This window comes from Pseudomonas sp. URIL14HWK12:I5, assembly GCF_900176445.1.
Lineage (GTDB): Bacteria > Pseudomonadota > Gammaproteobacteria > Pseudomonadales > Pseudomonadaceae > Aquipseudomonas > Aquipseudomonas monteilii.
The window spans coordinates 1-17,209 of sequence record NZ_FWXQ01000016.1 but is presented as its reverse complement, the minus strand read 5'-3'; the positions used below and the strand labels follow the sequence as shown (position 1 = coordinate 17,209).

The window sequence follows — 17,209 nt, the reverse complement described above, 5'->3', positions numbered from 1 at the left end:
GCAACACCCCACAACAATAACAAGAGTACTCGCCATGACTGCGGATTCTTCCCTGCCCAACCCCCGTACCGCCTGGCTGGTGGCCGCGCTGCTGGCCCTGCTGATGCTGGTCAACTTTCTCGACAAGGTGGTGATCGGCCTGGTAGCGGTGCCGATGAGCGCCGAACTGGGCCTGACGGCCACCGAGTTCGGCCTGATCGGCGGCGCCTTGCATTGGTTTTTCGCGATCTCCGCCGTGGTCGGTGGATTCATGGCCAACCGGCGCCCCACCCGCACTTTGCTGCTGGGCATGGGCCTGTTCTGGGCGCTGATCCAGCTGCCGATGTTGTTTGCCACCTCACTGTGGGCCATCGTCGCCTGCCGGGTTCTGCTGGGCATCGGTGAGGGGCCGGCATCGCCGGTCGCCACCCATGCGCTGTACAAGTGGTTCCCCAACGACCGGCGCAACCTGCCGGTGGCCCTGCTGCATGCCGGCAGTGCCATGGGCCTGCTGGTGGCGGGGGCGATGATCCCCTGGGTCAGCCTGCATTACGGCTGGCGCACCAATTTCATCATCCTTGCGCTGATCGGCCTGGTCTGGTGCCTGTTGTGGTGGCGGCTGGGCCAGGAGGGCACCCTCGAGCGCCTGCGTGCCAGCCAGCTCAAGGCCGATGAGCCGGCTATTCCCTATCGCAGGCTGCTGGGTGACCCCAGCGTGCTGGGCAACTACCTGTGCCACTTCGCCGCCAACTGGTCGCTGGCCCTTACCCTGACCTGGGTGCCCAGTTACCTGCAAGTGGGCCTGGGTATCGACCCGCTGCAGACCGGGCGGATCTTCGTCATGTTCGTCGTCGTGACCACGCCGCTGAGCTTGCTGCTGGCGTGGTTCTCCCAGCGCCTGATGCGTCGTGGCCTGCCGTCACGGGTGGCTCGCGGCGTATTCGTTTCAATCTGTTTGATACTGGGCGGGCTGTTGTCGGCGTCGCTGATGCTGCCTGGCCTGAGCACGGCCGCAAGGGTTACCGCGCTGACCTTCAGTGGTGGCATGGCCTTGGTCATGTATTCCGTGGGCCCGGCAATGCTCGCCGAGTTCACCCCGGCGGCCCAGCGCGGCGGCATCCTCGCCATGGGCAACGGCATCGCCTCGCTGGCCGGGCTGGCAGCGCCGGTGGTGACCGGCTTGCTGGTACAAGGTGCGGGTAGCGAACACCCGGCGGGGTATGCCCAGGGCTTCCTGGTGTGCGGCGCGGTGCTGGTGGTAGCCGGGCTGGTGGGCCTGGCCACCATGAACCCGCAGCGCACCCAGCAGCGCCTGCGCGAGTCGGCTGCAGCTGGCGGGCAGGCGCGCGCTCAGACCGCCAGCTGAACGCCGAGCACCGACTCCAGAGGCTCGGCCTCCTTGCCGATCAGCTCGCCCCGCCAGCGGCCGCTGTTGACCAGGTCGATCAGCACGCTGCGCACCAGGTCGCGCAGGCAACCGGCAGCGAACGACAGGGGTTTGTGCTGGGAGTGCGCCAAGGCGATGGTGCGGCTGATGCGCGGTTCGACGATGCGCCGCGCCGCCGTGGGTTCGAGCAGTACGCTCAGCGGCGGCCAGTTGCTGATGGTCGCCGCCAGGCCGGCGCGCACCAGGCTGGCGATGCCGGGCGCTGATTGCTGTTCGTAGGCTGCGGTCAGTGGGACGGCGGCTTCCATGGCGGCTTGCTCGATGCGCCGGCGCAGGTGCAGCGCCCTGGGCGGTAGCACCAGGCGGGTGGCGGCGGCTTCTGCGAGGGTGATGGTGTCGGGGGTGCCAGGGGCTGATGCGCCGACCCAGTACAGCGCCTCGGTGAAGATCGGCTCGGCCTCGACATGGTCGAGTTCCTCGGCATTGGGTACCACGCCGAAGTCCACCTTACCCAGCTCGATGGCCTGGCCTCCTTCGCGGCTGAGGCCGTCCCACACCGTCAGGGTCACGCCCGGGAAACGCTGTTCGGCGCGCCTGACGATTTCCGGCAGCAGCAGGTCGGCCGCGGTGGCCGGGATGGAAATGGCCACGTGGCCCTTGGGGTCGCCGCGGCTGGATTTCAGCTCGTCCTTCACCGAGTCGAGTTTCTGCACCACCTGCCGGGCCACCTCGTAGAGCTGGCGCCCGGCATCGGTCAGGGCAATGCCATCGTGCTGGCGGTCCAGTAACTGCATTTCCAGTTCACTTTCCAGCAGGCTGATCTGCCTGCTCAGTGCCGGTTGAGCAATGTAGGCGCGGCGAGACGCCGAAGAGAAGCTGCCGGCTTCGACGATGGCGATCAGGTAGCGGAGCTGTTTCAGGGTCATTGGAGCGGTTCCAAGGGTATGCCGAACTGTTATGGCACGTATCCGAACACGTTATTTGTGGGGTCCGAAGCGCGGCTCCTAGTATCACCCCGAAAGGGCGGGCCAAGGCAAGCCCGGCCAGGACAACACAACAACAAGAGGCCAAGCCCGATGAAACCTGTCGCCCTGCTACGCAGCATCCTGCTCGTCACCGCCAGCCTGCTGGCAGCACACGTGGAAGCCAAGCCGCTGCTTCAAGACCTGACGCCGGTGGGGGCCGACCGCGGGCCCAGCGGCGACGGCCGCATTCCGACATGGAACGGTGGCCTGCAGGCGGGGCAGGTGTCGCTGGCAATCAATGGCACACCCCTGGACCCGTACGCCGATGAGCAGCCGCTGTATGTGATCACTGCCAGCAACTACAGCCAGTACCGAGAGCAGCTGACGGCGGGGCAGGTGGCCTTGCTCCAGCGCTACCCGAAGTCGTTTCGTCTGCCGGTATACCCCTCGCACCGCAGTGTCGCGGTGCCAGCCCAAGTAGGCGAGTGGGCCCGGCACAATGCGACCAGTGCCCGGCTGGTCAATGACGGCAACGGTGTGGAGGGATTTGCCGGCGTGGTCGCATTCCCCAGGCCCGACAATGGCCTGCAGGTGCTGTGGAACCACCTCACCCGGCCACGCAACGGCAGCTACAGCCTGGCCTCGGACAGCATCACCCCGCGTGGTGATGGGCGCTTCATGATGATGAGCCTGCAACAGAACTTCGCCCGCCCCGACGTACTGGGAGATGGCCAGACGGGCAACGTGCTGTATTACCTGAGCTACCGCATGACCGCCCCCTCGCGCCTGGCGGGCGATGCCGTGGTGCTTCACGAAACTCTCGATCAGGTGGCGCAGCCGCGCCTTTCGTGGCTGTACAGCAGCAGTCAGCGGCGGGTACGGCGTGCCCCGGCGCTGGCCTATGACAGCATCACCCCGGGCACGGCGGGCCTGCGCACGGCCGACAGCCGCGACATGTTCAACGGGGCCCCGGATCTCTACCAGTGGACCCTGGTGGGCAAGAAGGCCTTGCACGTGCCCTACAACAGCTATCGCCTGGCGTCGCCCCTGCTAGGTTACTCCGCGCTGGTCGGGCCCGGCCACGTCAACCCGCAATCCACCCGCTACGAGCTGCACCGGGTGTGGGAGGTGGTGGGTACCCTCAAGCCTGGGGCGAAGCATATCTACGCCAGTCGCCGCTACTACCTTGACGAGGACAGCTGGGCCATCGTCGAGGCGGATTTCTTCGATCACCAGGGCAAGCTGTGGCGCACCGCCCAGGCCCACAGCTACTACCACGTCACCGGTCAGGCGTTGGTCAACGCCATGGAGGCGATCTACGACCTGCGCAGTGGCCGTTACCAGCTGTCGGGCCTGACCAACGAGCAGCCAAGGCCGTACGCTTTCGACGTGCGTACCAGTGCTTCCTACTTCTCACCCGGCGCATTGCGCAGCCAAGGCCTGCGTTGACACAGGGCTCCTATGAATTCCGATCACCGTCAAACCCTTTGGGAGCGCTGGTTGCTTGGGCAAGGCAAGGCGCCCGACCCGCGTTTCACCCTGGCCAATGAGCGTACGTTTCTGGCCTGGATCCGCACCGCCCTGGCCTTGCTCGGCGGCGCCATCGCCATCGAGACCTTCGCCGCCCATGCCTGGGATACGTCCGGGCGCCTGGCAATGGAGCTGGCGTTGCTGGCTACCAGCTTGCTGGTGAGCCTGGGCGCCGGCTGGCGCTGGTTGGCGGTGGAGCGTGCGCTGCGCCGCGAGGCGCCGCTGCCCTTGCCGCGCCTGGTGCCCCTGCTGAGCGTGGCGTGCGGGCTTGCCTGCGTTGCGCTGGTCGGCGTGCTATGGGCGCGTTGGCATGGCGGATAGCGCCGGCGACAGCGGGCTGCAGGCCGAACGTACGGTGCTGGCCTGGCGGCGCACGCAGGTGTCGTTGCTGTTGGTAGCGTGCCTTGCCTGGCGTGGCGAAATGTGGATTGTGGCCGGCCTGGCGGCGCTGTTGGCGCTGCTTGGCCGGGCGCGCGAACGCGGTGTGTACCGCCGTGGCCTGGGCATGCTGCACCACGAGCAGGGCCAGGCGGCCGCCTGGAGCGTGCTGCTCTGTGCCTTCGGGGTGGCGGGCCTGGTGCTGGGCGTGTGGTTGCGCCGCTCGCTTTAGGGCGGCGCTATTGGTGATTCAGGGTGTGACGATATTGAAGCGCCCATCCGGCTCGTCCAGGCCAGCCATGAAGCGCATGAACTTCATGCGCTCGCCACTGATATCGATATCACCTACGGTCGCTTCCTTGAGAAAGCCTGTCTGCTTCAGGGCGATGCGGTCCAGGGTAGCCTTGCTCATGTTCACCTCGACATCCGCCTGCCTATGGCGGGTGTGGTCGCGGTGAGTGAGCACACCGTTGCGCAGGGTCAGGGCGTAGTCTTCGTTCAGGTCGGTGAAGCGCCAGTTGATGGTCAGGTCCTGCTCGGCGGCCTTGGCGGCATCTACGCGTACGCCCAGGTAATCGAAGAACAGCGTCGGGGTCAGGGCGCGTACCAGGTCGTCCGCGCTGCCGCCTTCGCTGGCGGCCGGCGCCACACCATTGCGCAGCTCTTGCGCGCCGGCCAGGTACGCGTTGCGCCAGGTGGCGTTCTCGCTCTGGTAGCCCAATTGCTCCAGGGCGTCGGCCTGCAGCTCACGTGCCGCGCCGTTGTCGGGCTGGGCGAACACCAGGTGCCGGGTGAGTTCGGCAACCCAGCGGTAGTCGCCGCTGGCATAGGCCTCACGCGCCAGTGTCAGCACCCGCTCGGCGCCGCCCATGGCCTTGACGTAATGTGCCCCTGCCTCGCTCGGCGGCAAGGGGTTGAGAGTTGCCGGGTTGCCATCGTAAAAGCCCATGTAGCGCTGATACACCGCGCGCACGTTGTGGCTGAGCGAGCCGTAGTAGTCGCGGCTGTACCATTTGCTGGCCAGTCTTGGCGGCAACGTGGTCAGCTCGGCGGCGATCTCGGTGGGGCCGAGGCCGCGGTTGATCAGGCGCAGGGTCTGGCTGTCGATGAACGCGTACATGTCGCGCTGATCGGCCAGGTAGTCACGGATCGCCGCGCCGCCCCAGGTCGGCCAGTGATGCTGGGCGGACACCACTTCGGCCTGCTCGCCATAGCGCAACAGCGACTGGTCCAGGTAGTGCGCCCACACCTTGGCATCGCGCACCTGGGCGCCGCGCAGGGTCAGCACGTTGTGCTGCACGTGGGAGGCGTTCTCGGCCATGCACAGGGCCTTGAACTGGGGGAACCACAGGTTCATTTCAGCGGGCGCTTCGGTGCCAGGGGTGAGCTGGAACTCGATATCGATGCCGTCGATGCGCAGGGTCTCGAAGGGCTGTTCGATCAGCCGGGTGGGGGCGATCAGGCTTACCGTGGCATTGGCCGGCACACCCTTGCCCAGGCCGGCATCCACCTGGCCGCGTGGGCCGCGTGGCAGCGGCGCGCCGTACATGTATTGCGCCCGGCGCTTCATTGCCGGCCCGGCCAACACGTTCTCGCTGATGGCATGTTCGAAAAAGCCCTGCGGGGCGATGACCTGGACCTTGCCGGCCTTGACCTCGGCCTCGTCAATCACCCCACGCACCCCGCCGAAGTGATCGACGTGGGGGTGGGTATAGATCACCGCCACTACCGGCCGCTGCGGGCGATGACGGAAATACATCGCCAATCCGGCTCTGGCGGTTTCCACCGACAGCAGCGGGTCCATCACGATCAGGCCGTGCTCGCCTTCGATCAAGGTCATGTTGGCCAGGTCCAGGCCGCGCACCTGGTAGATGCGGTCGGTCACCTTGAACAACCCGGCAAGGGTGTTGAGCTGGGCGATGCGCCACAGGCTCGGGTTGACCGTGGCCGGTGCCTCACCCTTCAGGAAGGCGTAGCGCTGCAGGTCCCAGACGGTTTTACCGTCGGCATTGACCACAGCCTTGTCGACGGCCTCGAGCAGCCCGCGGCGCGCATTGTCGAAGTCGCTGCGGTCAGCGAAGGGCAGGCGCTGCAACCATTGCTGATTGATCTGGCGGGTGAGGTCGGTGGCATCCTTGGCCGGCCCGTCGGCCAGCGCCGCGAAGGGCAGGGCCAGGGCCAGCAGGCAAGGCAGTGTGCGTAGGCGCATGGAGGTGGTCCTTGTTGTTCTGAGGGCGAATACTCTAAGGACAGAGCTTGCCGCCGAACCAATACCACTCTTGCATGGCTACCCATGCCGGTACGCGATGGCTTAGCCGGCGCCAATGTCCATGATGCGCGCCACCAGCCACGCCAGTGCCGGGTCGTGCTGGCGATGGGCAAGGTAGACCAGCTCCAGCTGGAACGGCTCCAGGGCGAACGGCAGGTCGAATACCTGCAATGGCAGCAGCGTGGCGAAATGGCGGGCCAGTGCGGTGGGCAGCACCACGCACAGATCGGAGCTAGCCGCCAGGTGTGCCGCCTGCAGGTAGTTGGGCGTGGTGTAGGCAATGCGCCGAGCCAGGCCCTGTTCGGCCAGCCATTGGTCGACCATGCCGCGGGTCTGGCCGCCGTGCACCCACAAGTGGCGAAGGCCGAGGAAGGCCTGCAGGTCGAGCGCGCCGTCCACTTCGGGGTGGCCCTGGCGTACCGCCACGTGCAGGGTTTCGCTGCGCCAGTGGCGCCGCTCGTAGCGCGCGGGTACGTCATCGAAACGCCCCAGCACCAGGTCGAGTTCGCCTCGGTCCAGCGCTTCGGCCGGCAGGTTGGGCGTCAGGTGCAGCACGTCCACGCGCAGATGGGGGGCCTCTGTTTGCAGTGTGTTCAGCAACCTGGGCATGCATAGCTGTTCGGCAAAGTCGGTGAGGGCGATTCGCAGCTGCCGGTGGCTCAGGCGCGGATCGAAGCTGTCGCCGGCGCCAAGGGTCTGCTCGATCTGTTGCAGCGCCGCACGAATCGGGCCTTCCAGGGCCAAGGCACGCGGGGTGGGGCGCATGCGCCGGCCCACGCGCACCAGCAACGGGTCGCCCAGCAGGTCGCGCAGGCGCGCCAGGGCATTGCTCACCGTCGGCTGGGTCAGCGACAAGCGCTCGGCGGCGCGGGAGACGTTCTGTTCACGCAGCAGCATGTCCAGAACGCGCAGCAGGTTGAGGTCGAAGTTTGCGATATTCATGCAAAAAATACATGGGATGGAAAATGAGAATTTCAAAAATAGTAGGCGCCTGACTAGGGTGAGGGCAATGCCTTCATACCTCGAATCAGGAGCGTCACCGGTGATTACTCCCTATAACGTTCAGCAGACGGCGGTGATCGGCGCCGGCACCATGGGCCGCGGTATCGTCATCAGCCTGGCCCGTGCAGGTTTTGCGGTACTGTGGCTGGACAACGATCCCAGCGCCACCGAAGCCGGCCTGGCGATGATTGCGCAAACCTGGGCACAGCAGGTGGCCAAGGGCCGCATCGACAAGGCCGAGGCCGATGCTTGCCTGGCGCGGGTGCGCCAGGTGACGGCCTATGCCGACCTTGCCGAAGTCGACCTGGTGATTGAAGCGGTGTACGAGAACCTGGCGCTCAAGCAGGACATTTTCCGCACCCTGGACAGCACGCTCCAGGCGCACGCCATCCTGGCCAGCAACACCTCGGCCCTGGACATCGACGCCATCGCTGCCGTGACCCGTCGGCCCGAACAGGTGCTGGGGCTGCATTTCTTCAGCCCGGCCCATGTGATGAAGCTGTTGGAAGTCGTGCGGGGCGCTCGTACCTCACCTGCGGTGCTCCATGCAGCCCAGGCCCTCGGGCAGCGCATGGGCAAGCAAGTGGTGGTGGCTGGCAACTGCCCGGGCTTCATCGGCAACCGCATGCTCGCCACCTATGTGGCCGAGGCGCGCAAGCTGCTGCTGGAAGGTGCCACGCCGCGGCAAGTGGATGAGGCGCTGCAGGCATTCGGCATGGCCATGGGCCCGTTGCGCATGTATGACGTGGTGGGCATCGACCTGGAATGGCGCGCGCGTCAGCTGGCCGGCAAGGGCATGGATGCGCCGCTGGTGCAGGTCGACAATGCCCTGTGCGCGCTGGGGCGGTTCGGGCAGAAAACGGGCCAGGGTTACTACCGTTATGCGCCCGGCAGCCGCGAAGCGCTGCACGACCCCGAGGTCGATGCGCTGGTGCTGAAGATCGCCCAGGACCTTGGGGTGCACCGGCGCGTCATCGACGACGAGGAAATCCGAGAGCGCTGCCTGCTGGCGCTGGTCAACGAAGGGGCGAAGATTCTCGAGGCGTCGATGGCCAGCTGCAGCGCTGATATCGACCGGGTCTACCTGTATGGCTATGGTTTCCCGGCAGAGGTCGGCGGCCCCATGCGCTGGGCCGACCAGCAGGGGCTGGGCTTGCTGCTGGCGAGGCTGGAACGGCTGCAGGGCCTGTTCGGCGAGCACTGGCGCCCGACCGGGCTGCTGATGCGCCTGGTGGCCGAAGGCAAGCAGCTGGCCGATGTCCGCGAGGGCCGCGCATGAACTACCGAGCCCCCCTGCGTGACATGCACTTCGTGCTGCACGAACTGTTCGATGTGACGGCGCACTGTGCCCGCCTGGGCAACGAGCTGGACCGCGAAACCCTCGATGGCATTCTTGAACAGGGTGCACGCTTTGCCGGGGAGGTGGTTGCGCCGCTCAACCGCCCAGGCGATGAGCAGGGTTGCCGCCTGGAGGAAGGCCGCGTGCGTACCCCCGATGGCTTCCGCCACGCTTACCAGCAGTATGTGGAGCAGGGCTGGGGGGGGATGACCGGCCCACTGGAATACGATGGCCAGGGCCTGCCACAAATGGTCGCGGCCTGTTTTCACGAGATGCTGATGGGCGCGTCGCTGTCGTTTCGTATCTATTCCGGCCTGACCGAGGGTGCCGTGCTGGCCTTGCATCGGCATGGCAGCGCTGCGCTCAAGCGCGATTACCTGGGCAAGCTGGTCAGCGGCGAATGGGCCGGCACCATGTGCCTGACCGAGCCCCAGGCCGGCACCGACCTGGCGCTGCTGCGCACCCGTGCCGAGCCGCAGGGCGATGGCAGCTACCGCATCCGCGGCAGCAAGATCTTCATCAGCGGCGGCGACCAGGACCTGACCGACAACATCGTCCACCTGGTGCTGGCGCGCCTGCCGGATGCGCCGGCCGGTGTGCGTGGCATCAGCCTGTTCCTGGTGCCCAAGTTCGAATGTACCGAGGGCGGTGGGATCGGAGCGCGCAACGCGGTCGAATGCGGCGCGCTCGAGCACAAGATGGGCATCAAGGGCGCGGCGACCTGCGTGATGAATTTCGATGGCGCCCGTGGCTGGCTGATCGGGGAGGCCAATCAGGGGTTGGCCTGCATGTTCACCATGATGAACGATGCGCGCTTCCAGGTTGGTTTGCAGGGGCTGGGCATCGCCGAGGCGGCTTTCCAGGGTGGCCTGGCCTATGCCCGCGAGCGCCTGCAGTCGCGCAGCCTGGCAGGCGCGGTGGCGCCCGAGCGCAATGCCGACCCGATAATCTGCCACCCTGACGTGCGGCGCATGCTGCTGACCCAGAAGACCCTCAGCGAGGGCTGCCGCATGCTGGCGGCCTTCGCGGCGCAAGCGCTGGACCTGGAGCACGGCGCCGCGCAGCCTGAAGTGCAGGCGGCCGCCGGGCGCCGGGCTGCATTGCTGATACCGATCGTCAAGGCCTTCCTCACCGATGTCGGGCAGGAGACTGCCAGCCTGGGCGTGCAGCTGTACGGCGGGCATGGCTACATCCGCGAATGGGGCATGGAGCAACTGATGCGCGACAGCCGCATCACCCAGCTGTACGAGGGCACCAACGGCATTCAGGCATTGGACCTGATTCGCCGCAAGCTGCTTGGCGATGGTGGCGAGCAGTTGCGCCTGTTGATCGATGAGTTGCTTGAAGCGGCACGCAACTGCCGCGCAGACGCGCTGGCCGGGATGGCCCAGGCGGTTGCCCAGCGCCTGCAGGAATGGCGCAACCTGAGCGCCGAGGTGCTCGACGCCTGCCGCTGCGACCCGCAGGAAATCGGCGCGGTGTCGGTGGATTTTCTCGCCTATTCGGGCTACGTGCTGCTGGCCGCACTGTGGCTTCGGGCGGCTGAAACCGCTAGCGCCGCATTGGCCGCCGGCAGCCAGGACAGCGCCTTCTACCAGGCCAAGTTGCAGGCTGCAGCCTTTTACTGGCGGCGGGTGTTGCCGCGCGCCAGTGCCCACTGCGAGGCCTTGCGCGGCGGCGCACAGTGCCTGATGAGCCTGGATGAAGCGCACTTCGCCTTTTGACCTGGCACCGTTGTTCACCCACAAGAACAAGAGGAACATGAGCATGCAGCCCTTCAGTTTTGCCACCACCCCCCATCTGCTGTGCGAACCCGGCGCCGCCGGGCGCCTGGCGCAGCTGTGCCAGCAACGCGGCGTGCGCCGTGTGCTGATCGTGACCGACCCGGGTATCGTCAACCTGGGTATGCTTGATGACTTGCTGCCTGGGTTCACCCAAGCGCACCTGAGCGTGGCAATCTTCAGCGAGGTCAGCGCCGACCCCAGCCACGCCTGCGTGCTGGCGGCGGTGGGCCGGGCGCGGCATATCGGCGCTGAGCTGATCGTCGGTTTCGGTGGCGGCAGCTCCATGGATGTCGCCAAGCTGGTGGCGCTGCTGGCACACCCCACCTGTGACCAGACCCTGGAGGCGGTCTATGGCATCGACCAGGCCAAGGGCCAGCGCCTGCCGCTGATCCAGGTGCCGACCACCGCCGGGACCGGGTCGGAGGTCACCCCCGTCGCCGTGATCACTACCGGCGAGGCGGCCAAGATGGCGGTGATCTCACCGCTGCTGCTGCCCGACCTGGCGCTGCTCGATGCGGAGCGTACGCTGGGCCTGCCACCGGCGATCACCGCGGCCACGGGTATCGATGCCATGGTCCATGCCATCGAAGCCACCACCAGCCAGTTCAAGCGTAACCCGCTGTCCAGCCTGTTGGCCCGCGAAGCGCTGGCGTTGCTGGCCGGCAACCTCGACCAGGCGGTGCACAACGGCGGCGATCTGGCCGCGCGCCAGGCCATGCTGCTGGGCGCCTGCCTGGCTGGGCAGGCGTTTGCCAACGCACCGGTGGCGGCGGTACATGCGCTGGCCTACCCGTTGGGGGCGCGTTATCACGTGCCGCATGGGCTGGCCAACGCCCTGGTGTTGCCCCACGTGATGCGCTTCAACCGTCGCGAGGCGTTCGCCGACTATGCGGCGCTGGCCCCGGCACTGCTGGGCGAGCGGCTGGTCCCTGGTGATTCCCATGAGCTGTGCAACCAGTTCATCGATGAGCTGGCGCAACTGGCGCCACGCTGCGGCCTGCCCAGCCGGCTACGTGATGTCGGCGTACCGCGGCACAGCTTGCCGCTGTTGGCCGAGGACGCCCTGCAACAGCAACGGTTGCTGGTCAACAACCCGCGCAAGGTCACCCTTGACGACGCCCTGGCGCTCTACCAGGCGGCGTTCTGAACATGGCCAGGGAACGTCCGCTGCGCGGCGCCTACCGTCACTTCCAACCGATCACCACGCGCTGGCACGACAACGACGTGTATGGGCATGTGAACAATGTCGTCTATTACGGGTTTTTCGACAGTGCCGTGAACAGCTGGCTGATCGAGCACGCCGACCTGGATATCCACCATGACCCGGTGGTGGCCTATGTGGCCGGGTCCGCCTGCGACTACTTCGCTGCCATTGCTTTCCCTCAACGCATCGAGGTGGGCATCGCTGTCGAGCGGTTGGGCAACAGTTCGGTGCACTACGCCCTGGCCGTGTTCGTCGAGGGCGAGCCCGAGGCCTGCGCGGCCGGCCGTTTCACCCATGTGTTCGTCGATCGCCGGGACAACCGCCCGGTCACTATTCCCGCCAAACTGCGCAGCGCCTACGAACGCCTGCTGCCGGTGTAATTGCCCAAGGAGAGCCGTTTCATGCAAGACGCTGTCATCGTATCCACCGCGCGCACGCCCATCGCCAAGGCCTGGCGCGGCGCGTTGAACGACCTCACCACGCCCAGCATGAGCGCCATTGCCATCCGCGCCGCCGTCGAGCGCGCCGGCGTGGAGCCTGGCGAAATCGAGGACCTGGTGCTGGGCACCGCCATGCAGAGCGGGACCGCCGCCATCAACCCGGCGCGCTTGTCGGCCCTGGCGGCCGGCCTGCCGCTGTCGGTGGCCGGGCAGACCATCGACCGCCAATGCGCCTCGGGGCTGATGGCCATCGCCATCGGTGCCCAGCAGATCCGCGGCGAGGGCATGCAGGTGGTGATCGGGGCCGGGCAGGAGCAGATCAGCCTGGTGCAACAGGCGCACATGCAGGCCGCCAATGCCGCCCAGGACGCCACGGTGCGGCGCCTGTGCGAGCACGCCTACATGCCAATGCTGCACACGGCCGAGCACGTCGCCAAACGTTATGGCATCGATCGCCACAACCAGGACCGTTACGCCTTGGCGTCGCAGCAGCGAACGGCGGCCGCGCAGGAGGCCGGCCTGTTCGCTGATGAAATCGTGCCGGTCACCACGCAGCGCAAGGTCGTCGACAAGGCCACAGGCATCCAGTCCTACGAACGCGTGCACCTGAGCCAGGACGAAGGTAACCGCCCGCATACCCTGCTGGCGGACCTCGAGGCATTGCAACCGGTGATCGAGGGCGGTTGCGTGACCGCAGGCAACGCCAGTCAGTTGTCCGATGGCGCCAGCGCCTGTGTGCTGATGAGTGGGGCAAGGGCGGCACGCGTGGGTTGTCAACCGCTGGGGCTGTACCGGGGCATGGCGGTGGTCGGCCTGGCCCCGGAGGAAATGGGCATCGGCCCGGTGCTGGCGATACCACGCCTGTTGGCGCGCCACGCGCTGCGGGTTGAGGACATCGGCTTGTGGGAGATCAACGAGGCGTTCGCCTGCCAGGTGCTCTATTGCGCCGAATACCTGGGCATCGACCCGGAGCGGCTCAACGTCAACGGTGGTGCCATTGCCATCGGCCACCCCTATGGCATGAGCGGTGCGCGCATGGTTGGGCACGCCCTGCTCGAAGGCCGCCGGCGCAAGGTGCGCTATGTGGTGGTAAGCATGTGCGTCGGCGGTGGCATGGGCGCGGCGGGCTTGTTCGAGGTGCTCTGAGCCACCGCCATCGGGCCATAACGAACCGGCATGGCATTGATCCGAAGACGCTATTTGTGGGCGTCGTCAACCCTACCTGATACTTCTCGTCACCGACACCGCCGGCCTGGGCGGCCGGCGCGTCCGCGCTGAACCCATCATTTCGCTCTCTAATAAAACAACAAGAGGTTAAGAGTGAGCGCAACCTTTCTATTCTGCCGGCGCCGGGCGCCGCTGGCGGCCCTGTGCTGCCTGCTCGCTACCCCGGTGGCGGGCGTTCAATTCGACGTTGGCTCGCTGCAAGGGCGCTTCGACACGGCCTTGTCGTTCAGTACTGCCGTCAGCACTGCCAACCCCGACAAACAGCAGTTACAGACTGCCAACGGTAACGACGGGCGGCGCAACTACCGCGCGGGTGATGTGTTTTCGGCTCTCCTTAAAGGCACCCACGATCTGGAATTGCGCCGCGATAATGTCGGTGTATTCCTGCGTGGCACTTACTGGTATGACACCGCGCAGCGCGACCACAACCAGCGGGCAGTCGACATCGACGACCGCAACCGCCAGGTCTCGGCGAAAACAGCCGGAGCGGAGCTGCTCGATGCGTTTGCATACGCCCTTTACGACATCGACGGTGAGCCCGGTTCGCTGCGCCTGGGCAAACAGGTAGTCAATTGGGGGGAAAGCCTGTTCATCCAGGGCGGGCTGAATGTGGTCAACCCCTTCAACCAAGCCGCGCTGCGCCGGCCCGGTTCAGAGGTGAAAGACGCCCTGGCGCCGGTCAACCTGGTGTATGTCACGCAAAACCTCAACCAGGCCCTGTCTTTCGACGCCTTTTACCAGCTGGACTGGGAACAGACCCGACTGGACAACTGCGCAACGTTCTTCTCCGGCAACGACTTCATGCCCGAGGGTTGCCAGGGCCTGGATGTCGGCGGGCAGATGGTGACCAACCCCGCCGTTTCGCAGGCCCTTGCACCATTCGGTGTGACGCTGACGGAGGAGGGCGTGCGCGTGCCTCGCGGCGCCGACCAGGATGCGCGCAATGCTGGCCAATGGGGTTTTTCGCTGCACTGGTATGTTGAGCCACTGGATACCGAGTTCGGCCTGTTCGCCGCCAATTACCACAGCCGCTCTCCCTACCTGGGCACGGTCAGCAGCCGGTACTACGCCAATACGGGCTTCGCCAGGGAGCTGTGCGCCAATGTCGGTGTGGCACTGGGCAACTGCGGCGCCTTTCTGGCATCCAGCAACGGGCAGACCCTGGCCGGCGCGCTGCGCATGGGCACTTCGCAGTACCGGGCGCAATACCCCGAAGACATCCGCCTGTACGGCCTCACCTTCGCCACCACCCTGCGCAGCGGCGCTGCTGTGCAAGGGGAAGTGAGTTACCGGCCGAACATGCCGGTGCAGCTCAATGGCAATGATCTGTTGCAGTCATTGCTCAATGCGCCCGGACGCAGCCCGCTGAACGTCGATGGCCTGCGTCCTGCAACAGACGAAACGCCATTCGATGGTTACCGGCGCAAGGAGGTGAGCCAGGCCCAGGTATCGGTCGTGCAGGCGTTCAGCCAAGTCATGGGCGCCCACCAGCTGCTGCTGATGGGCGAGGTGGGCGCCACCTATGTGGGCGGGCTGGAGGGACGTTTCGGGGCGCGTTATGGGCGCTCCGGTGCCTATGGCAACGGCGAACTGGCCGACAACGACCTGTGCCTGGCGATCTCGAAAAGCCCGGGTGACTGCAACGGCGAAGGTTTTGTAACGCCCTTTTCCTGGGGGTACCGCCTGCGCGCGACCTGGAGCTACCCCAACCTGATCCAAGGCATGGACATTCGCCCAGGCCTGGCCTGGGCCCATGACGTCAAGGGTTACTCACCGGCGGACAGCTCGGCCTTCAACGAAGGCTCTCGCTCGATCAGCCTGGGCGTGGACGTCAGCCTGGCCAGCCAGTACTGGGCCAGCCTGGCCTATACCGATTACCTCGACGGCGATTACGGCACCCGCGGTGACCGCGATTATGTGGCGTTCAGCGTGGGCGCCAACTTCTAAGGCAACCAAGGAGCAGGACCATGGCCAAGCGCAGCATGCAGAAACCCAATTCAGGTACGCCTCGACCGGACTCAGCTTACTCAAAGATGGTGTCTTGTACTCACGGCCAATGTTCTGCCGATCTCCTTTGGAAGACCCCAGATAGAACTTGTTCCCGACGTACCGCTCCGCATGCGTGTTCTCGATCGTGAGCCTGGCCAGCTCATCTCCGCGGAACCCCCTCCAAAAACCAATGGTGAGCAGAGCGATGTCGCGGGTCGACTTGAGGAGGGCGGCCATGTTGCCGGCCGCTCTTGCTTGAGCAGCCTCACATTCGAGGTGCGCCACTGCTTTTTCGAGATGCAGCAGTGCTAAAGTGGCCGCTTGTTTCTGCTGCATGGGGTGTAGCGCCCGGATATCTTTGGGCCTGTCCTGTGGCAGCGGACGCCAAGAAGCTGGTTACTGAGCCAACTGCCTTACGCCTTTTGCGTATTCGTTTCGGTGAACGATAGCCCAGTGCCGAATGCAGCCGACTGCTGTTGTAAAACCCATGGAAGTAGCTGGCAATTGCCAGGTGAGCCTGTTTCTTGGTGGGGTAGACCGTGCAGGCTTCCTCCCTCTTCAATGTAGCGAAGAAGCTTTCAGCTACAGCGTTATCCCAGCAGTTTCCTCTCCGGCTCATGCTCTGCGCGAAGCCCTTCTTGGCCAAAGCGAAACGAAATTTGCTGCTCGCGTACTGGGCGGATTCAACCGGTCGTCGCAACACCTTGATCGAGGTGTTTATGGGGCGACCCGCAGGATGGATGCAAAAATTGACTGGGCGGGGAGCGATGCGTTCTCCAGGTGCACCCTCACTTCGTAATGAGATCGAACGGCTATTTGGGGTGCAGATTGCAACAGGCATCACAAGCGAAAAGGCAGCACATACCGTTGGCGTATCAACAGCGGTAGGTACACGCTGGTTCCGTCATCGAGGCGGGATGCCATTATTCATGTCGAATCACATATCAGGACGATACTTATCGTTTGCAGAGCGAGAAGAGATTGGGCTGCTTCGAGCGCAAAGTGTTGGCGTTCGTGAGATCGCCCGTCGCCTTGGAAGAAGCCCATCGACAATTTCACGGGAGCTGACACGCAATGCTGCTACCCGTTGCGGTCGGCTTGAATATCGAGCGTCAGTAGCGCAATGGAAGGCAGAACTGGTGGCCAAGAGGCCGAAACCAGCGAAACTGGTCACTAACCCGCGACTGCACCAGTACGTACACGACCGCCTTGAGGGCAAGGTTCAAGACGCCGATGGTCGTGAGATTTCTGGGCCTCGGCAAGCACCCTTCAAGGGCCGAAATAAACCGCATCGCAGTGACCGTAAATGGGTCAATGGCTGGTCGCCTGAACAGATTGCCAACCGGCTCCAGCTCGATTTTCCGGATGATGAATCCATGCGCATTTCTCATGAAGCGATATACCAGGCGCTCTACATTCAGGGTAGAGGAGCTCTCAAGCGCGGACTGGTGAGCTGCCTGCGCTCAGGACGAGCATTGCGCGTGCCGAGAGCCAGAGCGCAGGCCAAAGTGTGGGCACACGTCAGCGAGGACGTCATGATCTCCAGTCGCCCAGCTGAGGTAGAAGATCGGGCTGTGCCCGGGCATTGGGAGGGTGACCTGATCATCGGTCTGAACCGTTCTGAATCGCCCCTGGTTTCGTAGACACCTCCAAGCCTCATAATGAGGCCCAAATAGGAGGTGCCATGAGTCGTCAGCGTTACCCTGAAGAATTCAA

Annotated in this window: 14 protein-coding genes and 1 pseudogene; 11 read left to right on the top strand and 4 right to left on the bottom strand. The window is 65.2% G+C overall.

Going from position 1 to position 17,209, the window contains the following annotated elements:
* Positions 1-34 precede the first annotated feature (34 nt).
* Positions 35-1,345 (top strand): MFS transporter, encoded by a 1,311-nt coding sequence (locus B9A31_RS26405; protein WP_033693705.1) that lies wholly within the window; start codon positions 35-37, stop codon positions 1,343-1,345.
* Here B9A31_RS26405 and B9A31_RS26400 read toward each other — a convergent pair.
* Positions 1,330-2,292: a LysR family transcriptional regulator gene (locus B9A31_RS26400; protein ID WP_025754094.1), complete on the bottom strand. Its 963-nt coding sequence runs from the start codon at positions 2,290-2,292 to the stop codon at positions 1,330-1,332. The genes B9A31_RS26405 and B9A31_RS26400 overlap by 16 nt on opposite strands.
* A gap of 150 nt (positions 2,293-2,442) precedes the next feature.
* Here B9A31_RS26400 and B9A31_RS26395 point away from each other — a divergent pair, with 150 nt between their 5' ends.
* From B9A31_RS26395 to B9A31_RS26385, 3 genes are read left to right on the top strand one after another with little or no spacing between them, the layout of a single operon-like run.
* A complete protein-coding gene (locus B9A31_RS26395; RefSeq protein ID WP_084297546.1) occupies positions 2,443-3,780 on the top strand; it encodes a DUF1329 domain-containing protein in 1,338 nt (445 codons plus the stop codon).
* 12 nt (positions 3,781-3,792) lie between these two features.
* On the top strand, positions 3,793-4,182 hold the full coding sequence (locus B9A31_RS26390) for a YidH family protein (RefSeq protein WP_025754096.1): 390 nt from the start codon (positions 3,793-3,795) through the stop codon (positions 4,180-4,182).
* Positions 4,172-4,471 (top strand): DUF202 domain-containing protein, encoded by a 300-nt coding sequence (locus B9A31_RS26385; RefSeq protein WP_025754097.1) that lies wholly within the window; start codon positions 4,172-4,174, stop codon positions 4,469-4,471. Before B9A31_RS26390 ends, B9A31_RS26385 begins: the two co-directional genes overlap by 11 nt.
* A gap of 18 nt (positions 4,472-4,489) precedes the next feature.
* Here the strand turns inward: B9A31_RS26385 and B9A31_RS26380 are convergent, their stop codons facing one another.
* Both B9A31_RS26380 and B9A31_RS26375 read right to left on the bottom strand, forming a co-directional pair.
* The gene (locus B9A31_RS26380; protein ID WP_084297545.1) at positions 4,490-6,448 is read right to left on the bottom strand and encodes an alkyl/aryl-sulfatase; all 1,959 of its coding nucleotides are present in this window, start codon (positions 6,446-6,448) and stop codon (positions 4,490-4,492) included.
* A gap of 102 nt (positions 6,449-6,550) precedes the next feature.
* Complete coding sequence (locus B9A31_RS26375) at positions 6,551-7,450, bottom strand: LysR family transcriptional regulator (protein ID WP_027609901.1); 900 nt, start codon at positions 7,448-7,450, stop codon at positions 6,551-6,553.
* A 100-nt stretch (positions 7,451-7,550) separates the two neighbouring features.
* On the opposite strand from B9A31_RS26375, the gene B9A31_RS26370 reads away from it, so the two are divergent.
* From B9A31_RS26370 to B9A31_RS26345, 6 genes are all read left to right on the top strand, one after another.
* Positions 7,551-8,789 (top strand): 3-hydroxyacyl-CoA dehydrogenase, encoded by a 1,239-nt coding sequence (locus B9A31_RS26370; protein WP_019098556.1) that lies wholly within the window; start codon positions 7,551-7,553, stop codon positions 8,787-8,789.
* Entirely contained in the window at positions 8,786-10,573 is a 1,788-nt protein-coding gene (locus B9A31_RS26365; RefSeq protein WP_025754100.1) for an acyl-CoA dehydrogenase C-terminal domain-containing protein, read from the top strand. Before B9A31_RS26370 ends, B9A31_RS26365 begins: the two co-directional genes overlap by 4 nt.
* 43 nt (positions 10,574-10,616) lie before the next feature.
* On the top strand, positions 10,617-11,780 hold the full coding sequence (locus tag B9A31_RS26360; protein WP_025754101.1) for an iron-containing alcohol dehydrogenase: 1,164 nt from the start codon (positions 10,617-10,619) through the stop codon (positions 11,778-11,780).
* Between the two features lie 2 nt (positions 11,781-11,782).
* Positions 11,783-12,217, top strand: a complete 435-nt coding sequence (locus tag B9A31_RS26355; RefSeq protein WP_019099161.1) for an acyl-CoA thioesterase — start codon at positions 11,783-11,785, stop codon at positions 12,215-12,217.
* Positions 12,218-12,238: 21 nt separating this feature from the next.
* The gene (locus B9A31_RS26350) at positions 12,239-13,423 is read left to right on the top strand and encodes an acetyl-CoA C-acyltransferase (RefSeq protein WP_084297544.1); all 1,185 of its coding nucleotides are present in this window, start codon (positions 12,239-12,241) and stop codon (positions 13,421-13,423) included.
* A gap of 174 nt (positions 13,424-13,597) precedes the next feature.
* Entirely contained in the window at positions 13,598-15,451 is a 1,854-nt protein-coding gene (locus tag B9A31_RS26345) for a DUF1302 domain-containing protein (RefSeq protein WP_019099831.1), read from the top strand.
* Between the two features lie 307 nt (positions 15,452-15,758).
* Here the strand turns inward: B9A31_RS26345 and B9A31_RS27160 are convergent, their stop codons facing one another.
* The gene (locus B9A31_RS27160; RefSeq protein ID WP_371851100.1) at positions 15,759-16,112 is read right to left on the bottom strand and encodes an integrase core domain-containing protein; all 354 of its coding nucleotides are present in this window, start codon (positions 16,110-16,112) and stop codon (positions 15,759-15,761) included.
* A gap of 121 nt (positions 16,113-16,233) precedes the next feature.
* Between B9A31_RS27160 and B9A31_RS26335 the strand changes: the two are divergent.
* A pseudogene (locus B9A31_RS26335) lies at positions 16,234-17,115 on the top strand (transposase); the annotation flags it as partial.
* Between the last annotated feature and the right edge of the window lie 94 nt (positions 17,116-17,209).

Coding starts and splice junctions, on each gene's coding strand:
- B9A31_RS26405 (WP_033693705.1), top strand. CDS start 35: ATGACTGCGGATTCTTCCCTGCCCAACCCCCGTACCGCCTGGCTGGTG.
- B9A31_RS26400 (WP_025754094.1), bottom strand. CDS start 2,292: ATGACCCTGAAACAGCTCCGCTACCTGATCGCCATCGTCGAAGCCGGC.
- B9A31_RS26395 (WP_084297546.1), top strand. CDS start 2,443: ATGAAACCTGTCGCCCTGCTACGCAGCATCCTGCTCGTCACCGCCAGC.
- B9A31_RS26390 (WP_025754096.1), top strand. CDS start 3,793: ATGAATTCCGATCACCGTCAAACCCTTTGGGAGCGCTGGTTGCTTGGG.
- B9A31_RS26385 (WP_025754097.1), top strand. CDS start 4,172: ATGGCGGATAGCGCCGGCGACAGCGGGCTGCAGGCCGAACGTACGGTG.
- B9A31_RS26380 (WP_084297545.1), bottom strand. CDS start 6,448: ATGCGCCTACGCACACTGCCTTGCCTGCTGGCCCTGGCCCTGCCCTTC.
- B9A31_RS26375 (WP_027609901.1), bottom strand. CDS start 7,450: ATGAATATCGCAAACTTCGACCTCAACCTGCTGCGCGTTCTGGACATG.
- B9A31_RS26365 (WP_025754100.1), top strand. CDS start 8,786: ATGAACTACCGAGCCCCCCTGCGTGACATGCACTTCGTGCTGCACGAA.
- B9A31_RS26360 (WP_025754101.1), top strand. CDS start 10,617: ATGCAGCCCTTCAGTTTTGCCACCACCCCCCATCTGCTGTGCGAACCC.
- B9A31_RS26355 (WP_019099161.1), top strand. CDS start 11,783: ATGGCCAGGGAACGTCCGCTGCGCGGCGCCTACCGTCACTTCCAACCG.
- B9A31_RS26350 (WP_084297544.1), top strand. CDS start 12,239: ATGCAAGACGCTGTCATCGTATCCACCGCGCGCACGCCCATCGCCAAG.
- B9A31_RS27160 (WP_371851100.1), bottom strand. CDS start 16,112: ATGAGCCGGAGAGGAAACTGCTGGGATAACGCTGTAGCTGAAAGCTTC.